The following is a 23301-nucleotide window of genomic DNA, read 5'->3' on the forward strand; positions in this document are numbered from 1 at the left end:
CCAGAATTGTTTTGAACATTGGCCCCGATTTTTCGTTGCGTAGGGAAACTCAGCGCCTCAAAATCGTGAAAATTTGTTCTCGCTCTCCCACCTTGCTCGCTACGGGCACCTAAACCCGACAGACTCCTAGAAAGCACTTCCTGATTACCCACAAGGCTCAGCCAATCGGGTAGGTCGGCCCGGTGCAACGAGGTGGGAGGGCAGCTTGCTGCGCGACCTGGCAGGGCCACTTGCAGCGTGATCCGCGCTGCCCTGTCAGATCGCCCGGTAGAGCCGGTCTCCCACCCCAAGCCGAGATAATGGCTGAGCTACAGGGGGAATCAGGCGCGGTTTTGTTCAACTCGGCGTTCTCTGCCTCCTTTCGGGGCAGCGGAACTAGCCCTCCATCAGATCGCGCACCACCCGCTGAAAGAGCTGGGCCAGCTGCTCTGGGTCCAGTTCGGGGTTGCGCACGCTGCGGATCAGCAGGCCCTCGAACAGGGCGGCGAGCACCTCGGCCTTGGCCGCCAGCTGTGCCTCGCTGTCGGCGTGGCCGGCATGGCCGCGCGCCTGGCGCAGGGTCTCGATCAGGCCGACACGGCAGGCCAGATCGGCAGAGCAGACGATCTGGGCGATGTCGGGGTTGCGTGCCGCCTCGGCGACGATTTCCAGCTTGAGCGCGGCGGTGACGGGGTCGAGGTTATCGCTAACCCCCTGGCTGACCCGTTGCAGCATGGCCTGCTGCACATCCTCGGCGTTGCGCATCTCCTCGGTCAACAACAGCAGGCGCTCCAGGTCCTGGGCGACGATGGCGGCGATGATCGCCTCTTTGTTCTCAAAGTAATGGTAGATATGCCCTGGACTCATGCCGGCGGTCTTGCCGATCAGGGCGATGCTGGCAGCGTGGAAGCCCTTGCGGCGGAAGCAGTCGGAGGCGGCCTCCAGGATCTGCGCGCGCCTGGTCTCGGTGCGCTCGCTGGCCTCCTGCGGTATGTCTTTATGGCTTGTCATGGGGTCAAGGCTAGCATAGAATGAACGTTCATTCTAGTTTTGCGCCCTTGATTGGAATCCCCCCATGCCTGACTCTCTGAAACGCCTGCATCCCCTTGCCTGGTCTGTTATTTTGTCTGTCTCGCTGCTCGTCTGCACGCAGCAGGCGGTCGCTGCCAAGGGACCGGGTGGGCCGGAAAAGGTCCCGGCGGTCAAGGTGGTGACCCTGGATCAGGAGCCTGTGCCCATGCGGGTGGAGCTGCCCGGTCGCACCACGCCCTTTCTGATCGCCGAACTACGCCCCCAGGTCAGCGGCATCATCCAGGAGCGCCTGTTCGACGAGGGCAGTGAGGTGGAGGCCGGCCAGGTGCTCTACCGTATCGATCCGGCCCTGTATCAGGCAGCGGTGGACCTGGCCGAGGCCGATCTGGCCCGTGCCGAGGCCGAGCGCCATGCCGCCCGGCTCAAGGCCGAGCGCAACGCCGAGCTGGTGCAGCGCCAGGTGGGCAGCCAGCAGGAGTTCGACGATGCCGATGCGGCGCTGAGAATGGCCGAGGCGGAGGTGGCTGCGGCCCAGGCGGTGCTGGCCAAGGCGCGTATCGATCTGGGCTATACCCAGGTGCGCTCGCCCATCTCCGGGCGCATTGGCCGCTCTGCGGTCACCGTTGGTGCCCTGGTCACCGCCAACCAGCCCCAGGCCCTGGCCACGGTGCAGCAGCTCAATCCCATCTATGTGGATCTGACCCAATCCAATACCGAAGTCAGCCGTATTCGCCGTGAGCTGAATCTGGGTCCGCTGCATCGGCAGCAGACGAGCTTTCCGGTGCAATTACTGCTGGACGATGGGGTCGAGTACCGGCATTCGGGTCGGCTGGCCTTCTCCGAGGTGACCGTGGATGAACAGACCGGCAGCATCACCCTGCGCGCCCGGTTCGATAACCCGGAGGGGGAGCTGTTGCCGGGCATGTACGTGCGCGCCGCCATGACCCTGGGTCAACGTGAGCAGGCCATGCGCGTGCCCCACAAGGCGGTGACCCGGGACACCCGAGGACGACCCCAGGTGATGCTGGTGGACGAGCAGAACAAGGTGCAGCTGCGGCCGATTACCACGGTGCAGTCCATGGGTTCGGACTGGATAGTGACCGAGGGGCTCAAGCCTGGTGATCGAATTATTGTCGAGGGCCTGCAGCGGGCCCGTCCCGGCGGCGAGGTCAAGGTGGAGGACCCGAACGCGGTGACCATCAAATCACCCGCTGGGCAGGAGTAAGTCGGGCCATGGCCAGTTTCTTTATCGATCGTCCCATCTTTGCCTGGGTCATTGCCATCGGCATCATGCTTGCCGGTGCCCTGGCGGTGCTCAAGCTGCCGGTGTCCCAGTATCCGGCCATTGCCCCGCCGGCCATCGCGGTCAAGGCCACTTACCCCGGTGCCTCGGCCAAGACCGTGGAGGACTCGGTCACCCAGGTGATCGAACAGCGCATGACCGGCCTGGATGGCCTGCTCTATATGAGTTCCACCAGCGACGCCTACGGCAACGCCACCACTACACTGACCTTCAGCGCCGATACCGACCCGGACATTGCCCAGGTGCAGGTGCAAAACAAGGTGCAAACGGCGCTGCCGCTGCTGCCCCAGCAGGTACAGCAGCAGGGGGTGCGGGTGGCCAAGTCGGCACGCAACTTCCTCCTGGTTATCGGCCTGGTGTCGGAGGATGGCCGCTATGACGGTTTTGATTTGACCGACTATCTGGTCTCCAGCGTGCAGGAGCCCATCTCCCGGGTCAACGGCGTCGGTGAGGTCATCGTCTTCGGTGCCCAGTACGCCATGCGCATCTGGCTCGACCCGGCCAAGCTGAATGACTTCAAGCTCACCCCCGGCGATGTCAGGGATGCGGTACAGGCGCAGAACACCCAGGTCTCCGCCGGTCAGCTGGGGGGGACCCCGGCGCTGCCGGGGCAGGGCTTCAGCGCCAGCATCACCGCCCAGAGCCGGATGAGCAGCGTTGCCGAGTTCGAGGAGATCCTGCTGCGCAGCACCGAGCAGGGCGGTGAGGTGCGCCTGCGCGATGTGGCGCGGGTGGAGATCGGCGCCGAGGACTACGGCCGGGTGGCACGCTTCAACGGCCAGCCCGCCGGCGGCATGGCGATCCGCCTGGCGGCCGGGGCCAACGCCCTGGATACGGCCCAGGGGGTGCGCGACAAGCTCGATCAGCTACAGCCCTATTTCCCCGCCGGGGTGAAGTATGTGGTGCCCTATGACACCACGCCCTTCGTCAAGCTGTCGATCCGCTCGGTGATCATGACCCTGATCGAGGCGGTGGCGCTGGTGTTTCTGGTGATGTATCTATTCCTGCAGAACCTGCGCGCCACCCTGATCCCCACCATCGCCATCCCCGTGGTCATGCTCGGCACCTTTGGCATCATGGCCGCCTTCGGCTACAACATCAACACCCTGACCCTGTTCGGCCTGGTCCTGGCCATTGGCCTGCTGGTGGATGACGCCATAGTTGTGGTGGAGAACGTCGAGCGGGTGATGAGCGAGGAGGGCCTGTCACCGCGGGAGGCCACGCGCAAATCCATGCGCCAGATCACCAGCGCCCTGATCGGCATCGGCCTGGTGCTCTCGGCGGTGTTCGTGCCCATGGCCTTCTTTGATGGCTCCACCGGGGTGATCTATCGCCAGTTCTCCATCACCATCGTCTCCGCCATGGGCCTGTCGGTGCTGGTGGCCATCATCTTCACCCCGGCGCTGTGCGCCACTATGCTCAAGCCGGTGGAAAAGGGTCATGAGCACGGTGAGGGTGGACTGCTCGGCGGCCTTTTCCGTGGCTTCAACCGTCTGTTCAACCGCAGCACCCAGGGCTATGAGCGGGCGGTGGGCGGCATCATCAAGCGGCCGCTGCGTTTCTTGCTTGTCTATCTGCTGATCGGTGCCGGGCTGGTGCATCTGTTCAGCCAGATGCCCAGCTCCTTCCTGCCCGATGAAGACCAGGGCATCATGTTCAACCAGGTGATGCTGCCCGCCGGTGCCACCCAGGAACGCACCCTGGAGGTGCTGCGCAAGGTGGAGCATTTTTTCCTTGAACAGGAGAAAGACGTGGTTCGCGCCCTGTTCACCGTGGCCGGCTTCAGCTTCGGCGGCAGCGGCCAGAATATGGGCATAGGCTTCGCCAATCTGCGCCACTGGGACGAGCGCCAGGCACCGGGAATGGATGTCAAATCCCTGCAGGGCCGGGCCATGGGCTTCTATGCTCAGATCAAGGAGGCCATGGTGTTTGCCTTCGTGCCACCGGCGGTGATCGAGCTTGGCACTTCCACCGGCTTCAACGTCCAGTTGCAGGACCGGGGTGCCTTGGGCCATGAGGCGCTGATGGCCGCCCGCGGCCAGTTCCTCGGCCTGGCTGCCAAGGACCCGCGCCTGGTCGGCGTGCGTCCCAACGGCATGGAGGATACCGCCGAGTTTCGCATGGAGATCGACCGGGCCAAGGCCGGGGCCCTGGGCATTGACCTGAATGAGATCAATGAGACCCTGTCCATTGCCTGGGGTGGCGGCTATGTGAACGATTTTCTCGACCGCGGCCGGATCAAGAAGGTCTATCTGCAGGGCGATGCCCCGGCGCGCATGACCCCGGAGGACCTGAACAAGTGGTATGTGCGCAACAACGCCGGTGAGATGGTGCCCTTCTCCACCTTTGTCAAGCCCAGCTGGACCACCGGCTCGCCCCGGCTGGAGCGCTACAACGGCCTGTCCTCGGTGGAGTTGCTCGGCCAGGCCGCACCCGGTTTGTCCTCCGGCGATGCCATGGCGGCGGTGGAGGAGATTATCGCCCAGCTGCCGCCGGGCATAGGCTACGACTGGACCGGCACCAGCTACGAGGAGCGCCAGAGCGGCTCCCAGGCCCCGGCGCTCTACGCCCTGTCGATCCTGGTGGTGTTTCTCTGTCTCGCCGCCCTGTATGAGAGCTGGTCGGTGCCCTTCGCGGTGATCCTGGTGGTGCCTCTGGGGGTGTTGGGTGCGGTGCTGGCGGCCAGCGGCCGCGGCCTGTCCAACGACATCTACTTCCAAGTGGGCCTGCTGGCCACTATCGGCCTATCATCGAAGAATGCCATTCTCATCGTCGAATTCGCCAAGGCCGAGGTGGAGCGAGGCGTCGAGCTGACGCAGGCGATTCTTACCGCCGTGCGCCTGAGACTGCGGCCGATCATCATGACCTCCCTGGCCTTCGGTTTCGGCGTACTGCCCCTGGCCCTGGCCAAGGGTGCCGGTGCCGGCGCGCAGAACGCCGTAGGCACCGGCGTGCTCGGCGGCACCATAGCCGCCACCCTGCTGGGCATCTTCTTCGTGCCCCTGTTCTACGTCGTCATCAAACGCCTCTTCGCCGGGTCTGACGGGCAAAAGGGGGTTTAAAAGCTGGACGCAGAAAAGCCGGACGCGGAGGCCGCAAAGAAGCGCAGAGGACGCAGAGTTGATTTGGTCTGTAGCCTGGATGCAGCGCAGCGGAATCCAGGAATGCGTTGCCAAAGGAGTTGCCAACCCGGATTCCGCTGCGCTCCATCCGGGCTACGGCTGAGTATTCCCCTATTTTTCTCCGCGATCTCTGCGCTTCTCAGCGTCCTCTGCGTCCAAACTCAAAGCCTGACAAAAATACTTTGACATTCCGCGAATCTGGTCTATACCTTAGCTTAACGCTTGGTTATTGGGCGTTACTCAATTATCAACCCAGGGGGATAAGACCATGGCAACACTCAACCCGTTAATCACCGAAACCCGTTCCCAGTTCAGCGGCCAGGACCTCTGGTCGGAGGAGATGGGCCTGGCGGTGGCCGAGGAGCTGGGCATTGAAATGACCCCGGCCCATTGGCAGGTGATCCACTTCCTGCGCGAGCAGTGCGAGCTGACCGACGGCATGTGCAACGCCCGCAAGGTGATCCGCGCCCTGCAGGATCGCTTCCACGAGCAGGGCGGCAAGCGCTATCTCTACAGCCTCTTCCCCGGCGGCCCGGTGCGTCAGGCCAGCCGTATCGCCGACCTGCCCATGCCGCCCGAGACCCTGGATATGTCCTTCGGCAGCGTCCACTGATCGGGTTCCCCCAGCCCGCCAGGCAAGGAGGCCCGGCAGGCTGTCTTCAGCAGATTCAGCCAGAAGGTGCCCAATGTTCGGTCTTCAACTGGGTTTACTGGGCTGAGCGTATAACGGAGTTGATATGTTCCGCCAGCTGTGTGACGGCGGGCTGTTGCAGCAGGCTTTGATGGTTGGCCTCAAAACATTGGTGTTCTACCGGGTGAGGGCTGAGGCTGGCCCATGTGCGCGCCTCTGCGGTGCAGTCGCTGATCAGTTGGGAGTGGCTGGCGCAGGCCAGGTGGATGGGGCTGGGTATCGGCTGGTGGGGCCTGTAGGCGTGAAACAGCTCGATGCGTTGCCGGTTCAGGGTGAGGAGCTGGTGCAACTGCTCCAGGCTTGTGGATTGTGGCAGCATGCCTGCGTCGATCAGTTTGGATAATGCCTGCCGGGCCAGTTCCTGCTGCGGGACCCGTTGTAGCCGCTGCTGATCTTTCTCGCCCAGTCCGAGCCAGGTCAATGTCTGGCGCAGTAGTGCTGCCTGACCGATTTCAATCGGCTGCGGGGCAGCAGCGGCCGGGGCCGGTACATCGATCAGGATCAGTGCCTTGGGGCGGCGTCCGGCCTCTGTCAGGCGCTGGGCGATCTCCAGGGCGACATAGCCGCCGTAGCTGTAGCCGATGAGGATGAGGTCCGCGCAAGCCATGTCGCTGGCCATGGCCTCGCTCAGGCGCTGGGCCGAATCGGCTATGGGCTCGGCCTGGTGCAGGGGGTATTGGCCGCCGTAGCAGGGGCTATTCGGCTGCAGATGATCGAGCAGTTGTTTGAAACAGAGGAGGTTGTTGTCGCTACCCGGTAGCAGCACCAGGCTGGGGCCTGCCTTGCCGGGGCGAATCGGCAGCAGGGGCTGGAACGGGGTCGGCCGCAAGTCGGCGATGTGGTCAGCCAGTTGGCGCAGACTCAGGGGCTGCATCAGCATCTGCAAGGGAATACTGATGCCAAAGACATCAAACAAGCGGGCGCAAAAGCGTATAAGGCCCAGGGAATTGCCGCCCAGATCCTGCATGTTGCGGCCCAGGCTGATCGCTCCCTGTGCCTGAAAGGCCTCCCGCCACAGCTGCACCAACTGCATCTCCAGCGGGTTTTGCGCCTCTGCCCCGGCCTCTACCGGGCAGGGGTCTGGCGGGTTGTCCTGGAGCAGGCGGCGATAGTCTATTTTGCCGGCATTATTGATGGCAAAGCCATCTACAACAGTGAACCGCCGCGGGATCATCTGGCGCGGCAGGAGCGCCCGCATCTCCTGTGCCCAATGGGTCGATGGATGCCGCTGCGGTCGATGCAGCTGGATGAAGGCGTGGATCTGCCCATCGCCTGAGTCATCGTCCAGACCAGGGTTCAACGCAACGGCGGCAGCGGCGATTTCCGGGTGGCGGCACAGGGCCGCCTCGATCTCGCCCAGTTCGATGCGCATGCCGTGCAGCTGAATCTGGCGGTCGCGCCGGCCAAGAAACTCCAGGCTGCCATCGGCCAGCCAGCGGCCCATGTCCCCTGTGCGATAGACCCGCTCCTGCTGGCCATCGATGGAGATGTTGATGAAGGCCTGCCGACTGCGCTGCGGGTCGTGCAGATAGCCAGTGGCCAGACGTTCACCGGCGATGCAGATCTCACCGATCAGGCCGGGCGGGACCTGCTCCTGGCGCTCATTGAGGACATGGATGCGCGTGTTGGGCAGAGGCTGGCCAATGGGGATACTGCCGAGTCTGGCCAAGGCCTGACCATCTACCGGTAGTTCGCATACGGTGGCGGCCATGGTCGCCTCGGTGGGTCCGTAGAAGTTCATCAGTCGGGCATCGACAGCCAGTTGTTGCCGCGCTCTGGCGGCCAGTTTGGGTGTCAGTACATCGCCACCGCAAATGAGCAGACGCAGTTGGCGCAGGGCGCTGGCGTCCTCAAGGGCGGTGATTTCGGCCAGATAGGCGGGGGGGAATTCCGCCACGCTGACCTGTTCTTGTTGCATCAGTTGCAACAGGGCGCGGGGCTCGCTCAGACGCTGAGCGGGGATGATCAGGCGCGCGCCATAGGCCAGGGCCACCAGCACCTGCTCCAGAGAGGCGTCAAACAGGGGGCTGGCAAACTGCAGCAGGTTGTCATCCGGTTGTATCCGGTAGATGGTCTTGAGCCCTGCAATATGGCTGTGCAGGGCGGCGTGACCGATGCAGACGCCCTTGGGTTCGCCGCTACTGCCGGAGGTGTAGAGGATGTAGGCCAGCTGCTCCCGGCTCAGGGACGGCAGTCGGGCCTGGCCCGGATCGGCTGCCCTGGCCTGGGCGATATCGATGCCTGGCGGCCCCAGATCGGCGATCTGCCCAGGCCGACCCAGCAGCGCGGCGCAGCGGCTGTGTTGCAGCAGCCGACGCAGCCGTGCCGAGGGATGATCCGGGTCCAGGGGCAGGTAGATGGCACCGGCCTTCCATACCCCGAGCAGGGCGCACAGCCAGTCCCGGCCGGGGGGCAGGGCCACGCCGATGATCGGCTCGGGGCCTAGACCCTGACCGAGCAGATAGGCCGCTACCCGGTCCGAGGACTCATCCAGGGCCAGATAGCTCATCTCGCCTTCGGCATCGAGCAGAGCCGGGTTGTCCGGTATCTGATCCACCTGACCCCGCCACAGATCGAGCACGCTCTGGCCGGGGCGACGCCGGCTGTCGCTGGCGTTGTGCTGGCGTAGTCGGTGTTGGGCATGACCATCCAGCAGTTGCAGTCCGCCGAGGGTGACTTCCGGTAGATCGCAGATCTGTTGCAGTATGGCCTGATAGGTGGTCATCACCGCCTCCAGGGTCTCGCGCCGATAGCGGTTGGCGGCGTACTCCACCACCAATTCCAGCTGATCCTCGCAGTCGAACGCCTCCAGGGTGATGGGGAACATGCTGGAGTGGACCCTGTAGTCCAGGGGCTCTATGCGGGTCTGTTGTCCAGCCCCTTGCCCGGCCTGCTGTTCAGGCATGGGTTTGAGTTTGCGGCGGCTCTTTTTCTCGTAGGAAAAGACAAACTCGAACAGGGGGTGGGGCTGGTTGGGTTCCTGATAGGGCAGGTCCTGTAACAGGTGCTCAAAGGGATAGTCGGCACAGTCCAGGGCCTGGATAACCCGCTCGCGGACCTCGCCGAGGAAGGCGCTGAAGGTCATCTCCGGCTTGATCTCGCAGCGCAGCGCCAGGGTGTTGGCGATAAAGCCGATGATGTCCTGAAACCCGCCTCTGTCGCGGGCCGCCGTGACCGTGCCCAGGGTGATATCGGTCTGGCCGCTGAGTCGGTGCCAGAGGGCGAAATAGGCCGCCAGCAGGGTCATGAACAGGGTGCAATGCTGTCGCTGGGCATACTGCTTCAGGCGCTCTGCGGGGATCAGGCAAACAAAGCTCTCGCCGCTCAGATCGCGGTGAGGTGCAGAGGCATGATCGGGGGGGAAGGCGATGCGGTGGGGTGGTGTCTGGAATTGGTCGAGCCAGAACGCACGCTGGCGGGCGTATTCCTCTGATTGAAAAAAGGCCTCCTGCCAGCGCATGAAGTCGGAATACTGGTGCTTCAGCTCCGGCAGGGGCTGGCCGCTGCTGAGAAGATAGTACTCCTGGCCAAGTACGGATGCGGAAAAGCCATCGAATATCAGGTGGTGGCAGATGGTGGCCAGCACCAGGTCATCTGGTCCCAGGTGGATGGCCAGCACCCGCAGCAAGGAGGGCCGACGGGTGTCGAAGGGGGTGTCATGGCGCTGGATAATGGCGTTGATCTCGGCCTCACTGCCCGAGGTTTCGATCAGCTCATAATCGGCACTATCATACACCTCGGCCATCAAGGCCCCGTCCAGCTCGCGAAAGCCGGTGCGCAGGGCCTCATGGCGCTGGATGAAATAGGCCATGCTGCGACGAAAATCATCCAGACAGAAGGGGCCGCGAACACGGATCACATCGGTCAGGTGATAGGCCACATCACCACCGGGGAGCTGGCATTGGAGGAAGATGCGGCGCTGGGCCGAGGTCATCGGCAGGCGCTGGATGACCCGGCCGCCGTTGCGCTTGCCGTCACTCATGCCAGGCTTGACCCTGCGGGCTGGTCCTGCTGCATCTGGCCCTGGATGAAGGCGCTGATATCCTCGATGGTCGGGTGGTCGAACAGCAGGGATACCGGTAGATTGAGGCCGAAGCTCTTGCCCAGCTGGTTGCGTATGTCCACTGCCATCAGGGAGTCAAAGCCGATGTCGATCAGCCGGGCATCCAACTGCACGGTCTCCATGTCCTCATAGCCCATCACCCGCACTGCCGTCTTTCTGACAAACTGCTGGATCAGGCTTGGCCGTTGCTCGGGGCTGGCGGCGGCGATCTCATCGGTGATGCGTCGCCGCTGGGACCCCTCCTCGGCCTGGCTGGCCCCAGCGGTGTTGAGCGGTGCGCTGGTCTTGTTGCGCAGCGGGCTTAGGAATGTGGCGGCCAGCCCCTCCGGCAGGCCCTGGATGAAGCGCTCCCAGTCGATATCCAACACCGTGGCCACGTCGCTGTTGCCCTGCAACAGGGTCGCCAGGGCGGATAGGCCATCCTGAACACTGAGGCCGTTGAGTCCCTGTGCCTTCATGCGTTCGCCGCGATTAGCCTGTTCTGTAGCCATGCCCACCTCGGCCCAGGGGCCCCAGCAGATGCTCAGCGCCTCCAGCCCGCGCAGATGGCGGTACTCGGCCAGGCTGTCCATGAAGGCGTTGGCGGCGCTGTAGTTGCTCTGCCCCATGGCCCCCAGGCTGGAGGCCACCGAGGAGAAGAGCACGAAGAAGTCCAACAGCCGACCCTGGGTGGCCTGATGCAGATGCCAACTGCCGTCCACCTTGGGTGCCAAAACCTGCTGAAAGCTGGCCCAGTCCTGCTCGGCGATCATGCGGTCGCTGAGCACCCCGGCGGCGTGGATCACCCCCTTGAGCGGCCGGGAAGCGGCATCCAGCTGCTCCAGGATGCGTTCAACATCCGCTGCCTTGGCCACATCGGCCTGGATGTAGCGCACATCCGTGCCCTTTTGACGCATCTGCGCCATGCGTGCCTCGGCCTGCTCGCTGGGGCGGCTGCGGCCGGTGAGGACCAGGGCCCCGGCCTTGAAATCCACCAGCCAGTCGGCCAGGGCCAGGCCCAGGCCGCCCAGGCCGCCGGTGATCAGATAGGCGCTGTCCGGCCGTACCGGGGCGCTTTTCAGGCGTCGCTTGCGGATCGCGCTGCGGTGGCTGAGTACCAGCTTGCCGGTATTCTTCGCCTGGGACATGAAGCGGAAGGCCTGCTGGGCCTGTTCGATGGGAAACACATGGCGGGCGGCGGGCCTGAGCCGACCGCTGGCGAACAGCTCGAACAGCGCCTGCAGCAGGTCATCCCGGCAATCGGGCGAGCTGTCCATGGTATCGCCCAGGTCGAAGGGGATATAACTCAGGCCGGGCTTGATGGCATCCACCTGGGCCTTGGTGAGGATCTCGCGCTTGCCCATCTCCAGAAAGCGTCCCCCGGTGGCGGTCACCGCCAGGCTCTGTTGCAGCATCTCGCCGGTGAGGGCGTTGAGTACCACATGCACCCCCTGGCCCTGGGTCAGGCGCAGGATCTCATCGGCAAAGGAGCTGTCGCGGGAGTGCAGTACGTGTTCTACCCCAAGCTCCCGCAGCAGGGCCTTTTTGCGCGGGCTGCCTGCGCTGCTGAAGACCTCGGCCCCCAGCCATTGCGCCAACTGGATTGCCGCCAGACCCACACCACCCGCCCCGGCGTGGATCAGGATACGCTCGCCCGGTTGCAGCCGGGCCAATTCCACCAGGGCGTGGTAGGCGGTCATGTAGGCGATGGGGATGGCGGCGGCGTCCTCAAAGCTCATCTGCGCCGGTTTGCGCGTCAGGCTGCGGCGCTGAATGGTGATATAGCTGTCGAAGGCGCCATTCATGGAACGACAGATGACGGCATCGCCGGGGGCCAGGTCCTTGACCCCCTCGCCGACGCGGGTGACCACCCCGGCCGCCTCCGAGCCCAAGCGTCCCGGATCACCCGGATATTGGCCCAGCAGATTGAGGATGTCGCGGAAGTTAAGTCCCGTTGCCACCACCTCGAACTCCACTTCCAGGGGGCCGGGGGCCCGGCGCTTGAGGGGGGCGAACTGCAGGCCATCGAGACTGCCGCGCTCACGGATCTCCAGGGCGTATTCTTCAGGCAGGGAGGGCTCGGACTTGCGCCCCTGGGCCGCCATGCCCTGCAACCGGGCGCACCAGCGTTGACCGCCGTGCAGGGCGATGCGCTGCTCGCTGGCCTGATCGATAGGCCCCTGGCCGATCTCCTCGGCCAATTGCATGAAATCGGTCTCCTCCGGCATGACCGGTAGATCGATGTGGGTGATGCCCAGCTCGGGGTATTCCGACTGGGCGGCATGCAGAAAACCGCTCAGGCAGCCCTGTTGGGGATGTAGCAGCACCTCTTCTGGCTCCAGCCGCTGGCTGCCGAAGGTCAGCGCATAGAAGCGGTTTATCCGACCGCTGGCGGCCACCGCCTGGGTCAGATAGAGCAGGCCCTGCAGGCTCTGGTCTATGTCGGCGGTCAGGGCCTGGAGACTGGGTTGTTGCAGGGAGGAGCCCGATAGGGGTGCCAGGCTGATCAGGTCCGGGCGCTGGTCGGGGAAGGCATGGGCGATCTGCTCCAGGACCCAGTGATAGGCGGTCGGCGCGGTCGCGTCGATAGCATAGGCATGGGTGCCCAGGGCCTGGTTCTGATCCGCCAGCCGTAGATCGATGATGCGCGGATAGACCTGACTCAGGCTGGCGAGCAGTTGGTCAGTGCTGGGATTGGGCCAGCGCGCCAGGATCTTCAGGCCATCGCGGGGCAGGGGGGTTGCCGGGCTGGACTTCAGGGGCATGGGCTGCCAGTGGATCTCATGGATGAAGCGGCGGCTGCGGTCGATCATTTCCTGTTTCTGCAACTCAAAGCGGGACACGCTCAGGGCCGTAAAGCCATGCAGGCGCAGGCAGAGCCGACCCTCGGCATTGAACAGAAACATCTCGCTGTTGGAAGTGGCACGGGTGCTGGCAGCGGCCTGCTCCTTGCCGATCAGGCAAAGGGCGCGATAGTCCCCCGGCGGCAGTTCCGGTAGATAGCAGCTGATGCGGTTGATGGCAAAGGGGATAAACAGCTGGTCGGCAAAGTGCTCCTGCGTCAGCAGGGCAATTACGGCGGCACCGGGGATCTGGATCACCGCATCCAGATCACTGGGGGTTATCGGATAGCGGCCGGTCTCCGCATCCCGCTCGGGCAGCCGCATGTCGCAGATGATGGCCCGGTCGGACAGACGGACCTTCTGGATGACGCGAAAGGCCTTTTTCAGGTCATAGCCCATCTGCGCCATCTGGCGGTAAAACTGCTCGCCGTCGATCTCAGTGGTCAGATCGCCGCTAAAGTCCGTCAGATTCGGCACCGGCCCGGCATCATTGTCCCTAACCGATGGATGCACGATGAAGCCGGAGCAATGCAGCAGCCAGGGTGCATCGGGTGCATCGGCCGGGCGTGAATAGACCTCGAACTTGGCCCGCGGGCTGTGGATATCGCTGATCAGGATCTGGCCGCTGCGTCTGGGCTCGGAAAGGGTCAGCACATTGAGGAAGTTGACCTGCTCCAGACAGAAGTCGCTGTGGCCCAGATAGTCTTGTGCAGCGATCCAGACATGGCTGAGCAAGGCGGCACCCGGCGCGGTGGGCCGGCCCATGATGATGTGATCACGCAGGAAATAATTGCGCTCGGCAGAGAACTCGGTCTCATATACCCGGGTATTCTCCAAGGCCGGCGAGGACAGCCGGTGGCCGATCACCGGGTGGCCATAGAAGCCGGGCTCGCGCTCTGGCCCAGCTGGGGCCTGGCTGCTGCCTGCTCCCTGGGGGGCAGGTTCGTTCGCATCGATCCAGTAACGCTGGCCGCTGAAGGCATAGGTGGGTATGGGTATGCGGCGGTAGTCATAGGGGGCGTTGAGTGTTTTCCAATCTACCGGAAGACCGAGCAGAAACAGCTTGCCCAGGGTCTCGGACAGACTGTTCCAGTTGGGGATGCGGTAGCGCATGGAGTAGAGGAAATGGGTATCGGCGCGATTCAGGCATTGCTGGGCCAGATTGCTCAGGGTGGGGGCCGGGCCAATCTCAAGAAAATAGCGCTGGCCCTGCTCGCCCAACCAGATGATGGAGTCGCTGAAGCGCACCGTCCCGCGCAGGTGTCGCCGCCAATAGCCGGGGCTGGCCATCTCAGCGGCCTCCACCGGCCGGGCGCTGGTGTTGGAGATGATGGGAAACGCCAGCTGGCCAAACTCCACCCCCGCGAACACCTGCTCAAATTCGTCCAGGATGCTGTCCATCTGAGGCGAATGGAAGGCGTGGGAGACCTTCAGCGGCTGACAACGGATGCCTTCTGCCTCCAGCTGGGAACGCAGCGCCGCCAGGGGCTCGGCAAAGCCGGAGATGACGCACTGCTGCGGGCTGTTGACAACGGCCACGCAGAGGCGGTCGGCTTGATCTTGCAGCAGGGGCTCGATCTGTTCCTGGGGTGCCTCCACCGAAAGCATGCCGCCCTCGCCTGTGGCGCTGCCCATCAGTCGGCCACGGGCAATGACGATGCGCATGGCGTCTTCCAGGCGGAATAGCCCGGCGATGCAGGCGGCGCTGTATTCGCCAACACTGTGGCCGATGGCCGCCGCCGGCCTCAACCCGGCGGCCATCCAGAAGCGGGCCAGGGCGTATTCCAAGGCGAAGATCAGCGGTTGGGCATAGCGGGTATGGTTGATGCGCTCGTTATCGGCACCACTGGCACTGGCATAGAGCAACTCCAGCAGGGATTCGCCGGTCTCTTGTTGAAACAGCTGGTCGCAACGCTCCAGCTCGGCGCGGAACACCGGGTGGGTCTGGTACAGCTGGCGGCCCATGCCCAGATACTGAGATCCCTGGCCGGTAAACAGGAACACAGGCTCAGGCCTTTTTGCGGCCCGCTCGCTGCCCGGCTCGTCCAGTTGCCCCTCCAGGATATCGATCATCTCGTCGATGCTCTGGGCGCTGGCGTAGGCGCGGAATTCAAAATGGTGGCGGCCGCTCTGGGTGGTGAAGCAGATATCCGCCAACTGCTCCTCATCGGCCTGTTGCAGAAAGCGGATGTACTTGCGTATCAGCCCTTGCAGCGCCTGTGGCGTCTTTGCCGAGAGCAACAGGCAGTGCACCGGCTTGTGCCATTGCGGGGCCCGTTGCGGCGGGACGGGCGGCTCGGCCAGGATCAGGTGGCAGTTGGTACCGCTGAAGCCGAAAGAGCTGATGCCGGCCAGACGCAGCTTCTCGCCACGCGGCCAGGGGCTGTTGCTGTGGTTGACCTCGATAGGGTAGGCGGCCCAGTCCACGCTGGGAGTGGGTGTGGAAAAGTGCAGATTGGCCGGAATCAGCTCCTGGCCCAGGGCGAGTATCACCTTCTGCAGCCCAGCCACCCCGGCGGCCGCCTCCAGATGGCCGATGTTGGACTTGATCGAACCCAGTAGCAGAGGCTGTTCCTTGCCGCGTTTGCCGGCCATCAGATTGCCGATGGCGGTGGCCTCGGTACGGTCGCCGACCACAGTACCTGTGCCGTGTGTTTCCAGATAGTCCAGCTGCGCCGGATCGACCTCGGCCTCCTGCAGGGCCTGCAATATCACCTTTTCCTGTGACTTACCGTTGGGTGCCGAGATGCCGGTGCTGACGCCGTCCTGGTTGATGCTGCAGCCCTTGATCACGGCCAGTATCGGGTCCTGATCGCGCTGGGCGTCCTTGAGTCGCTTGAGCAGGACAATGCCGCCGCCCTCGCTGCGCACATAGCCGTTGGCTGAGGCGTCAAAGGATTTGCAGCGACCATCGGGGGATATGGCCTGGAGCTTGGACATGCCAATCAGGTGTTGCGGCTGCAACATCAGGTTGAAACCACCGGCCAGGGCCAGGTCGGACTTGCCCAGCTGCAGATAACGACAGGCGTTGTCCACCGCCACCAGGGATGAGGAACAGGCGGTATCCAGGGTCTGGCAGGGCCCTTCCAGGCCGAAGATGAAGGAGATACGCCCGGAGATGACGCTGTTGCAGGCCCCGGTCAGGCTGTAGCTGTTGGCATTGTTGAAATCCCCACTCATGGAGAAGCTGGAGTAGTCGATGCTGGAGACACCAATGAATACCCCGGTGTTGCTGCCGGTTAGGCTGCCGGGGTCGATGCCGGCATATTCCAGCGCCTCCCAGGATAATTCCAGCAGGATGCGCTGCTGCGGGTCCATGCTCGCTGCTTCCTTGGGGGCGATGTTGAAGAAATGGGCGTCAAACACATCGATGGGGATGTCCATGAAGCCGCCGCGCTTGGTGATCATCTTGCCCGGAGCCTGGGGGTCGGCATCGTAATAGGCCTCCTTGTCCCAGCGCGAGGGCGGGATGTCACTGATGGCGTCCTGGCCGCTGACCAATAGGTTCCAGAGTTCATCCGGGCTGTTGGCCCCACCGGGAAAGCGGCAGGCAAGTCCGATAATGGCGATTTCTTCAAACTTCATGGATCAACTCCAAAAGGGGTAATAGGTTACTGTGAAACAACATTGAGGTTTGCCACTCATCCTGGGAGCTCCGAACGCTGGCTCGGAGGTGCAATGGGGTAGCCATGTCTAACGGCAACCCCGGATTCCGCCCTTCAACAGGCTTCCTGTGCTGAGCATCGTCGAAGCAAGGACATTGCTTCGCTGCATATCCGGGCTACTTTTTCCTCATTCTTCTCTGCGTCCTTTGCGCTCCTTTGCGTCCTCTGCGTCCCATTGATCAGGAGATGTTTCATGTTCTGGGGTGGTGCTGTCCGCTCCATGTGCGTTAGGCGCTGCAAGCAAGCAGCCGGGGCCATGGCCGGCCGCTGGCCGCTTGTCTTCATTTCTCAATGATCGTATCGCCGATGATGAGCAGGTCCAGGCCGGAGGTGTAAAACACGGCGAGGGCGTCTTCCAGGCTATGGATGATCGGCTTGCCCATGACGTTGAAGCTGGTGTTCAGCACCAGGGGGATGCCGGTGATCTCGTAAAAGGCGGCGATCAGGTCGTAATAGCGTGGGTTCCAGGCGCGGGTGACGCTCTGCAGGCGACCGGTACCGTCCACATGCACCACGCCGGGGACCTTGTCCCTGACCGAGGTGCGGAAGCGCAGGGTGCGTTCCATGTAAGGGGTCTCCTGATAGCCCTCGAAGTATTCCGCGCCGTGCTCGTGCAATATGGAGGGGGCGAAGGGGCGAAAGGCCTCGCGGAACTTGACCTGATCGTTGATGCGCTCCTTCACCTCGGCCGAGCGCGGATCGGCGAGGATGGAGCGATTCCCCAGCGCCCTGGGACCAAACTCGGCGCGCCCCTGCATCCAGCCGATGATCTTACCTTCAGCCAGTCGTTCTGCAGCGATATAACTGACCTCGCCCTTGGCCTCGCGCACCTTGCCCGGCGGGCCGTAGTTGCGCAGTTTCTTCAGTTGTTTGGGGTCGATCTTAGAGCCCAGATAGGGAGACTGGAAGCCGTGGCTATGTTGGGCCTCGGGGTGGTCCTGATAATAGGCCAGCCAGGCCGCGCCGGCGGCATTGCCGTCGTCGCCGGGGGCGCTGAACAGGTAGGCCTGCTTGAACGGGGTGTTGTCGATGATCTGGCCGTTGGTGGAGGAGTTGAGGAAGCAGCCGCCGCCCAGCACCACGGCATCCATGCCGGTCAGCTCATGCAGGTTGGTGAGATAGCTGAACACCGCCTCGCTGAATACCTGCTGGGCGGTGAAGGCGACATCGGCCATCTCCAGATAGGGCTGGCCCGGCCGGTGGCGGTATTTTTCCAGCTCCTGATAGAGCAGAAAGCTCTTGCGATAGTCCTCCTGGCGGATATTCAGCCCATCGACCATCACCAGGGGTTTGAGCAGGGCGTAGATCTCAGGGTCGAGCTTGCCGTAGGCGGCCAGGCCCATCATCTTCCATTCTTCGCCGTTAAACAAAGCAAAGCCGCACAGCTTGCAGAGGGTCATGTAAAAGCTGCCCAGGCTGCTGAAGTTCATGCCCAGGCCTTGCTCCTGGCCCGGCAGCAGGGTCAGTTGATTGTTGCGAAACACAAAACTGGAGTTGGCGGTGCGCTCGCCGTAGCCGTCGAGCACGGCGCAGGCCGCCTGGCTGAAGGGGCTGCTGTAACAGGCGGTGGCAGCGTGGGTGCTGTGGTGATTGAACTTGCGCAGCTGGGCAATCTTCAGGCGCTGATCCATCGGCATCTGGCTGAGACCGTAGCGCAGGTTGATGCCGGTGAGCTTGGTATAGGCGGCGAAGGATTCATCACAGAGTTTGGATAGGGTGACCAGGTCGAGCAGGCTCTGTGGGGTGGCCTCCTCGGGCAGGTCGCTGAGGCTGGACTCCAGGTTGGCGAAGGCATCCCGCTCCAGCTGGCCAATGGCGGGCTGATCGCTCCAGCTGTGGGCCACCACCAATTCGGCACCCGGCGGCACATGCTCGGCGAGGATCTGTTCCATACGGTGGAACTGATCCGGGCTGTTGTTCACCGCACGCTTGTTCTGCAGGTAACGCTCGGTGCCCTCGGCAAACAGCAGCTTGCCCTGGGGGTCAACAATGGCCAGGGCGCTGTCGTGAAATGAATTGGCGATTCCCAGGTAGTATCTCATGGCGTATTTTTTCTGCTTGGATGCGGGTGAAAGTCGGGACTCGCTTCGAGCCATCCCGGAGTTGTGGTCTGTCTGTGCTCAGTTGGCGTCCTGGCTGTCTTCTGCGCCGGCCGGTCTGCTCAGCCCCAGCTCGGTTTCATCGGCGCGCAGGGCGTTGGCCGCGCCGAGGAAGGCGAAGGAGCCGTTGATTAGCAGCGAGGTCATGATGCTGTATTTGAACACAAAGGCGCCGAGCAGATTGAGCACGCCGGGGGCGATGCTCAGTTGCAGGCTGCGCTCCAGGTTACGGCTCAGGGCGCGGGAGATGCGATAAAGATCGTTGATGCCTTCCAGTTGGCCGTGCATGAGGATGACCTCCGCCATGTCCTGGGCGATGTGGCTGGCACCGGACAGGGAGATGGAGACATCGGCCTGCTTCAGGGCCATGCTGTCGTTGATGCCGTCGCCAACAAAACAGACCCTGTGCCCCTGCTGCTGTAGTTCGCGCACTATGTCCGCCTTCCGCTCCGGCAGCACGCCATGGTAGTAGCTGTCGATACCCAGGCTCTGCGCCAGCTCGCGGGTGGCGGCCTCCTGATCACCGGAGACAATGGCGATGTGACGCACGCCATGCTCGCGCAGCCCCTGTAGCACCGCGCTCATCTCAGTGCGCAGGGTGGATTTCAGCACCATGCCGCCGCTGACCTGGCCGTTGCAGGCGACGAAGATGAAGTTCTCGCCACAGTCTTGGGCATTCTGGTAGGCGGCCAACAATTCCTCGGGCAGGCTGGCGCCGATCTCATTCATATAACGTGCACTGCCCACCTGGATCAGCCGCTCGCCGTGTTGTACCTGGATGCCGTAGCCGATGGCATAGGCGGAGTCATCGATCTCCGGCAGCTCTATGCCCTGGCTATGGGCCTGACGCAGGATGGCCTTGGCGATGGGGTGCTGTAACTTCTGCTCGGCCATGGCGGCATCGCGCAGCACCTCGGCCGGGTCCTGGCCCGCGCTGGGGATAATGCGTACCAGACTGAGGTCCTCATGGGTGAGGGTGCCGGTCTTGTCAAACAGCACCGTATCGATTGTCTCAAAGCGCTCCAGGGCGCGGCCGTCCTTGACCAGGATGCCCTTGCGTGAGGCCATGCTGATGTGATTGAGGGTGCCCATGGGTGCCAGTACGCGGATGCGCACGCCGATGTGGCTGTTGATGAACACCGCCGTGGAGGTGGGACCGAGGATGGGCAGCAGTACAAGGGCAGAGACCAGCATCGGCGTGGTCAGGCTGTTGGCCCAGGTCTCGCCTTTGAGTTGCAGCTGGCTCTTGTGGTTGATGGATTGAAACAGGCTGGCGGCGATCTGGTAGGCGGTGGTCTCCTGGCCCGAGCGCTCCACCTTTACCAGGATCCGCCCGCTGACCACCAGGGTGTTGGCAAACACCGCATCACCAGCGCCCTTTTCCGCCAGAATCGCCTCCCCGGTCAGGTCCTGCTGGTTGATGCCGGCTATGCCCTCAACGATGGTGCCATCCACCGGCACCATGCCGCCGCTGTGCAGCACGATCAGATCCCCGGCCTGCAGGCTATCCACAGGTACGGCAATCTCCGCCCCATCGCGCAGCAGCCAGGCCTCCCGTGGCAGGTTTTTGAACAGGTGCGAGACCATCTTCTGGCTGTCATCCCGGGCGCGGGCCACCGCCAGCTTGCCGGAGTGGATCAGAAACAGGCTCAGTCCGGCGGTGGCGTAATGGCCGGTGAGCAGGGTAAGTATGTCCGCCGCCATGAACAGGCCGTCCACATCGACCCGCTTTTCCTGCACCAGGGAGCGCTCCACATCCCGCATGTAGGGCATCATGGCATAGACATAGGCCAGCACGCCGACCGGCAGCAGCACAGGCACTGTGCCCTTGAGGGCGAAGGCGGCGCAGGAGACCAGGCTCATCTCGGCGTAGCTGGGCAGGGTGGATTCGTCCGCGTCGCGCACAACCAGGGCCTGGGGCGGCTGTACCCCATGCCCCTGGGGTGGCGCGGGCAGGCTGAACAGTTGCTTGACGTTTTTCTTCAGTACATCAGAGGCACCACGCAGCCCCTGATTGAGGGCGTGGTCCTCTGGCAGGTTCTTTGAGCCGTAATAGGCCAGACCCAGGATACCGAGTTCAAAAAGCACTGAGAGTCCTTATGGGTGATGAGGTGTCTGGCACGCCCGGCCAGGCCGGAGCAGGATGGACTCAATGGGAGCCAAGTCGAATTCAGGCCAGGAAAACTAGGCGATAACCCAGGCATTGTCAAATTGAGCTGGCAAGCTAAGCAGGCAAGGCGCAAGCCCAAGGCAGGCCCAGGGGGGTAGGAGCGGCCTTGGCCGCGAAGGGTGCCTGAAAAGTCAGAAGTTTGAAGGGTGAAGCTTGAAGGGATGGGCCCTTCGGGCGTTTTTCAGAATCGCGGGCAAGCCCGCTCCCACTGGGCCTGTCCTATTTATTGATGCGGTAAAAAATGACCCGTTTGGGCTGGAACAAATGGGTCATGCTCCCCCTCCACTTGTGCCCCAGTGCCTTCTGAGGATGTGGTGATTATAGACCATCAGATAGTGCTCCAAGCCCCGCTGCCTCACCCAGTTCGCAGAAATTCCGGGTCCATCATGTCGATGAAGCGCTGTGCCTGGGGCGAGAGATATTTGCCCTTGCGTACCACTATGCCGTAGCCGCGGGTGGGGAAGTATTCGTCCAGCGGGCGCTGGATCAGGCGCTCCTCGCCGGTGAGGCAGACCCCGGTGACGATGGAGATGCCCATGCCCAGCTCGACGTATTTCTTGATGATCTCCCAGCCGCCGGCCTCCAGGGCGACGTTGAAGCTGAGATCGTGCTTGGCGAAGCCCATTTCGACGATGCGCCAGGTGGCCAGGTGGCGCGGTGGCAGGATCAGGCCATAGGGGGCGATGTCGGCCAGGTCCGGTCGTTCCAGCTGGCCCAGGGGGTGATCCAGGGGGGTGATCAGGGTCGGTCGGTAGAACAGGCTGGGGCGGTAGCTGATGTCCGGCGGGATGTCGATCATGGAGCCGACGGCAAAGTCTGCCTCATCGGCGCGCAGCATGGCCATGCCATCGCGGCCGGTGACGTTGTGCAGCTTGATCTTGATGCCGGGGTATTCCTGGCGGAAGCGCTGGATCGGGCCAGGCAGTATATAGAGTATGGTGGACTCCCCGGCGGCGATGTTCAGCTCGCCGCTCTCAAGCTTGCCGGTGTGGGCGGCGAAGGTCTCCTCCAGCTTGTCAATGCCCTCCACCAGGGGCTGGGCCAGCTGGTAGAGCACCTGCCCCTCGGGGGTGAGCTTGATCTTGGGGCCACGGCGCTCGAAAACGGTCAGATTCATCTCCCGTTCCAGGGCCTGAATCTGCAAAGAGACCGTAGGCTGACTGAGGAAAAGGAGCTCCGCCGCCTCGCTGATGCTGCCGGTCTGGGCCGCCCGGCAGAAGGCGCGCAACTGCTTAAGTCGCTTTTGCTTGTAATAAATTTTACTTGAATTTGCCATCTTTCTGCCTTTAGTGGCGCGGTTTCTGGGTTTGTATTCAATTTTACAATATTAAAAATTGAAATAATTGTTTTGCTAAATTCTCCGCCCATACCCTAGTCTCGCTGCATTGCACAATAAATTGTGTCAAAGCCCTGTGTTCGATGTGGACTTTGCCTTGATGACGGGAGGTTAGACGTGGAACTTGGTTTCAATCCGCAGCACATCGCCGCTGCATCCCTGTTTATGCTGGTCCTGGGCGGCCTGCTGGCCTATGTGCTGGTGGTGGCCAACCGCAAGCTCTGGGTCTATGAAGACCCGCGCATCGAGCTGGTGGAGGACCTGCTGCCCCATTCCAACTGCGGTGCCTGTGGTACCCCCGGCTGTCGGCCCTTTGCAGAGGCCCTGATCGACGGCCAGGTGCAGCCCAGCCAGTGTACCGTCAACAGCGCCGAGCAGAACCTGCGCATCGCCGATTTCCTGGGCGTGGATGCCGGTGAGAGCGAGCGCCTGGTGGCCCGCCTGGCCTGCTCTGGCGGCAACAACGTGGCGCGTATGCGCGCCCACTATGCCGGCCTTGAGAGCTGCCGCGCCGCCGCCGCCGTGGGCGATGGCCCCAAGGGCTGTAGCTGGGGCTGTCTGGGCATGGGCGATTGCGCCGATGTCTGTGATTTTGACGCCATCCACCTGAACGCCCAGGATATCCCGGTGGTGGACGCGGCCAAGTGTACCGCCTGTAACGACTGCGTCGAGATCTGCCCCAAGGACCTGTTCTCCCTGCAACCGGCGGCCAACCGGCTATGGATCAACTGCCGCAATCTGCAATTCGGCGATGCCGCCGAGGCCGATTGTGAGGTGGCCTGCACCGCCTGTGAGCGCTGCGTGATGGACTCCCCCGAAGGCCTGATCCGGATCGATAACAACCTGGCCGTGATCGACTACAGCAAGAACGCCCTGGCCTCCAAGGTGGCCACCGAGCGCTGCCCCACCGGTGCCATCGTCTGGCTGGACGAGCGCGCCGGGGTCATCAAGGGCCGCGAGGCCAAGCCCATTATCCGCCAGACAGCGCTGCCCGCAGCCTGATGGTTCACCCAGAAGTT

10 protein-coding genes are annotated in these 23301 nt (G+C 63.1%); 4 read left to right on the forward strand and 6 right to left on the reverse strand.

Annotated features, from left to right (window positions below; all coding sequences use genetic code 11):
• Positions 1 to 375 precede the first annotated feature (375 nt).
• A complete protein-coding gene (locus tag D5125_12575; protein QFY90250.1) occupies positions 376 to 990 on the reverse strand; it encodes a TetR/AcrR family transcriptional regulator in 615 nt (204 codons plus the stop codon).
• 64 nt (positions 991 to 1054) lie between these two features.
• Here D5125_12575 and D5125_12580 point away from each other — a divergent pair, with 64 nt between their 5' ends.
• From D5125_12580 to D5125_12590, 3 genes are all read left to right on the forward strand, one after another.
• Positions 1055 to 2236, forward strand: coding sequence for an efflux RND transporter periplasmic adaptor subunit (locus D5125_12580; GenBank protein ID QFY90251.1), 1182 nt, complete (start codon positions 1055 to 1057; stop codon positions 2234 to 2236).
• Between the two features lie 8 nt (positions 2237 to 2244).
• Positions 2245 to 5376: an efflux RND transporter permease subunit gene (locus tag D5125_12585; protein QFY90252.1), complete on the forward strand. Its 3132-nt coding sequence runs from the start codon at positions 2245 to 2247 to the stop codon at positions 5374 to 5376.
• A gap of 328 nt (positions 5377 to 5704) precedes the next feature.
• Positions 5705 to 6049, forward strand: a complete 345-nt coding sequence (locus tag D5125_12590; GenBank protein ID QFY90253.1) for a TusE/DsrC/DsvC family sulfur relay protein — start codon at positions 5705 to 5707, stop codon at positions 6047 to 6049.
• 94 nt (positions 6050 to 6143) lie between these two features.
• On the opposite strand, the gene D5125_12595 is transcribed toward D5125_12590, so the two are convergent.
• The 5 genes from D5125_12595 to D5125_12615 all read right to left on the reverse strand — a co-directional run bounded on the left by D5125_12595 (position 6144) and on the right by D5125_12615 (position 22222).
• Positions 6144 to 10109 carry an amino acid adenylation domain-containing protein gene (locus D5125_12595; protein QFY90254.1) on the reverse strand — a complete coding sequence of 1322 codons (3966 nt, stop codon included), beginning with the start codon at positions 10107 to 10109 and terminating at the stop codon, positions 6144 to 6146.
• A complete protein-coding gene (locus D5125_12600; GenBank protein QFY90255.1) occupies positions 10106 to 16597 on the reverse strand; it encodes a type I polyketide synthase in 6492 nt (2163 codons plus the stop codon). The genes D5125_12595 and D5125_12600 overlap by 4 nt, the downstream gene beginning before the upstream one ends.
• A gap of 361 nt (positions 16598 to 16958) precedes the next feature.
• Positions 16959 to 18719, reverse strand: coding sequence for a nodulation protein nolNO (locus D5125_12605; protein QFY90256.1), 1761 nt, complete (start codon positions 18717 to 18719; stop codon positions 16959 to 16961).
• 78 nt (positions 18720 to 18797) lie between these two features.
• On the reverse strand, positions 18798 to 20864 hold the full coding sequence (locus D5125_12610) for a heavy metal translocating P-type ATPase (GenBank protein ID QFY90257.1): 2067 nt from the start codon (positions 20862 to 20864) through the stop codon (positions 18798 to 18800).
• A gap of 437 nt (positions 20865 to 21301) precedes the next feature.
• Positions 21302 to 22222, reverse strand: a complete 921-nt coding sequence (locus D5125_12615) for a LysR family transcriptional regulator (GenBank protein ID QFY90258.1) — start codon at positions 22220 to 22222, stop codon at positions 21302 to 21304.
• 225 nt (positions 22223 to 22447) lie between these two features.
• Between D5125_12615 and D5125_12620 the strand changes: the two genes are divergently transcribed.
• Complete coding sequence (locus D5125_12620; protein QFY91155.1) at positions 22448 to 23284, forward strand: RnfABCDGE type electron transport complex subunit B; 837 nt, start codon at positions 22448 to 22450, stop codon at positions 23282 to 23284.
• Positions 23285 to 23301 lie beyond the last annotated feature (17 nt).

The organism is gamma proteobacterium SS-5 (assembly GCA_009497875.2).
Lineage (GTDB): Bacteria > Pseudomonadota > Gammaproteobacteria > Chromatiales > Chromatiaceae > Magnetovirga > Magnetovirga frankeli.

Excerpts from the sequence above, each read along its gene's own strand:
- D5125_12575 (QFY90250.1), bottom strand. The coding sequence starts at position 990 with ATGACAAGCCATAAAGACATACCGCAGGAGGCCAGCGAGCGCACCGAG.
- D5125_12580 (QFY90251.1), top strand. The coding sequence starts at position 1,055 with ATGCCTGACTCTCTGAAACGCCTGCATCCCCTTGCCTGGTCTGTTATT.
- D5125_12585 (QFY90252.1), top strand. The coding sequence starts at position 2,245 with ATGGCCAGTTTCTTTATCGATCGTCCCATCTTTGCCTGGGTCATTGCC.
- D5125_12590 (QFY90253.1), top strand. The coding sequence starts at position 5,705 with ATGGCAACACTCAACCCGTTAATCACCGAAACCCGTTCCCAGTTCAGC.
- D5125_12595 (QFY90254.1), bottom strand. The coding sequence starts at position 10,109 with ATGAGTGACGGCAAGCGCAACGGCGGCCGGGTCATCCAGCGCCTGCCG.
- D5125_12600 (QFY90255.1), bottom strand. The coding sequence starts at position 16,597 with ATGAAGTTTGAAGAAATCGCCATTATCGGACTTGCCTGCCGCTTTCCC.
- D5125_12605 (QFY90256.1), bottom strand. The coding sequence starts at position 18,719 with ATGAGATACTACCTGGGAATCGCCAATTCATTTCACGACAGCGCCCTG.
- D5125_12615 (QFY90258.1), bottom strand. The coding sequence starts at position 22,222 with ATGGCAAATTCAAGTAAAATTTATTACAAGCAAAAGCGACTTAAGCAG.
- D5125_12620 (QFY91155.1), top strand. The coding sequence starts at position 22,448 with ATGCTGGTCCTGGGCGGCCTGCTGGCCTATGTGCTGGTGGTGGCCAAC.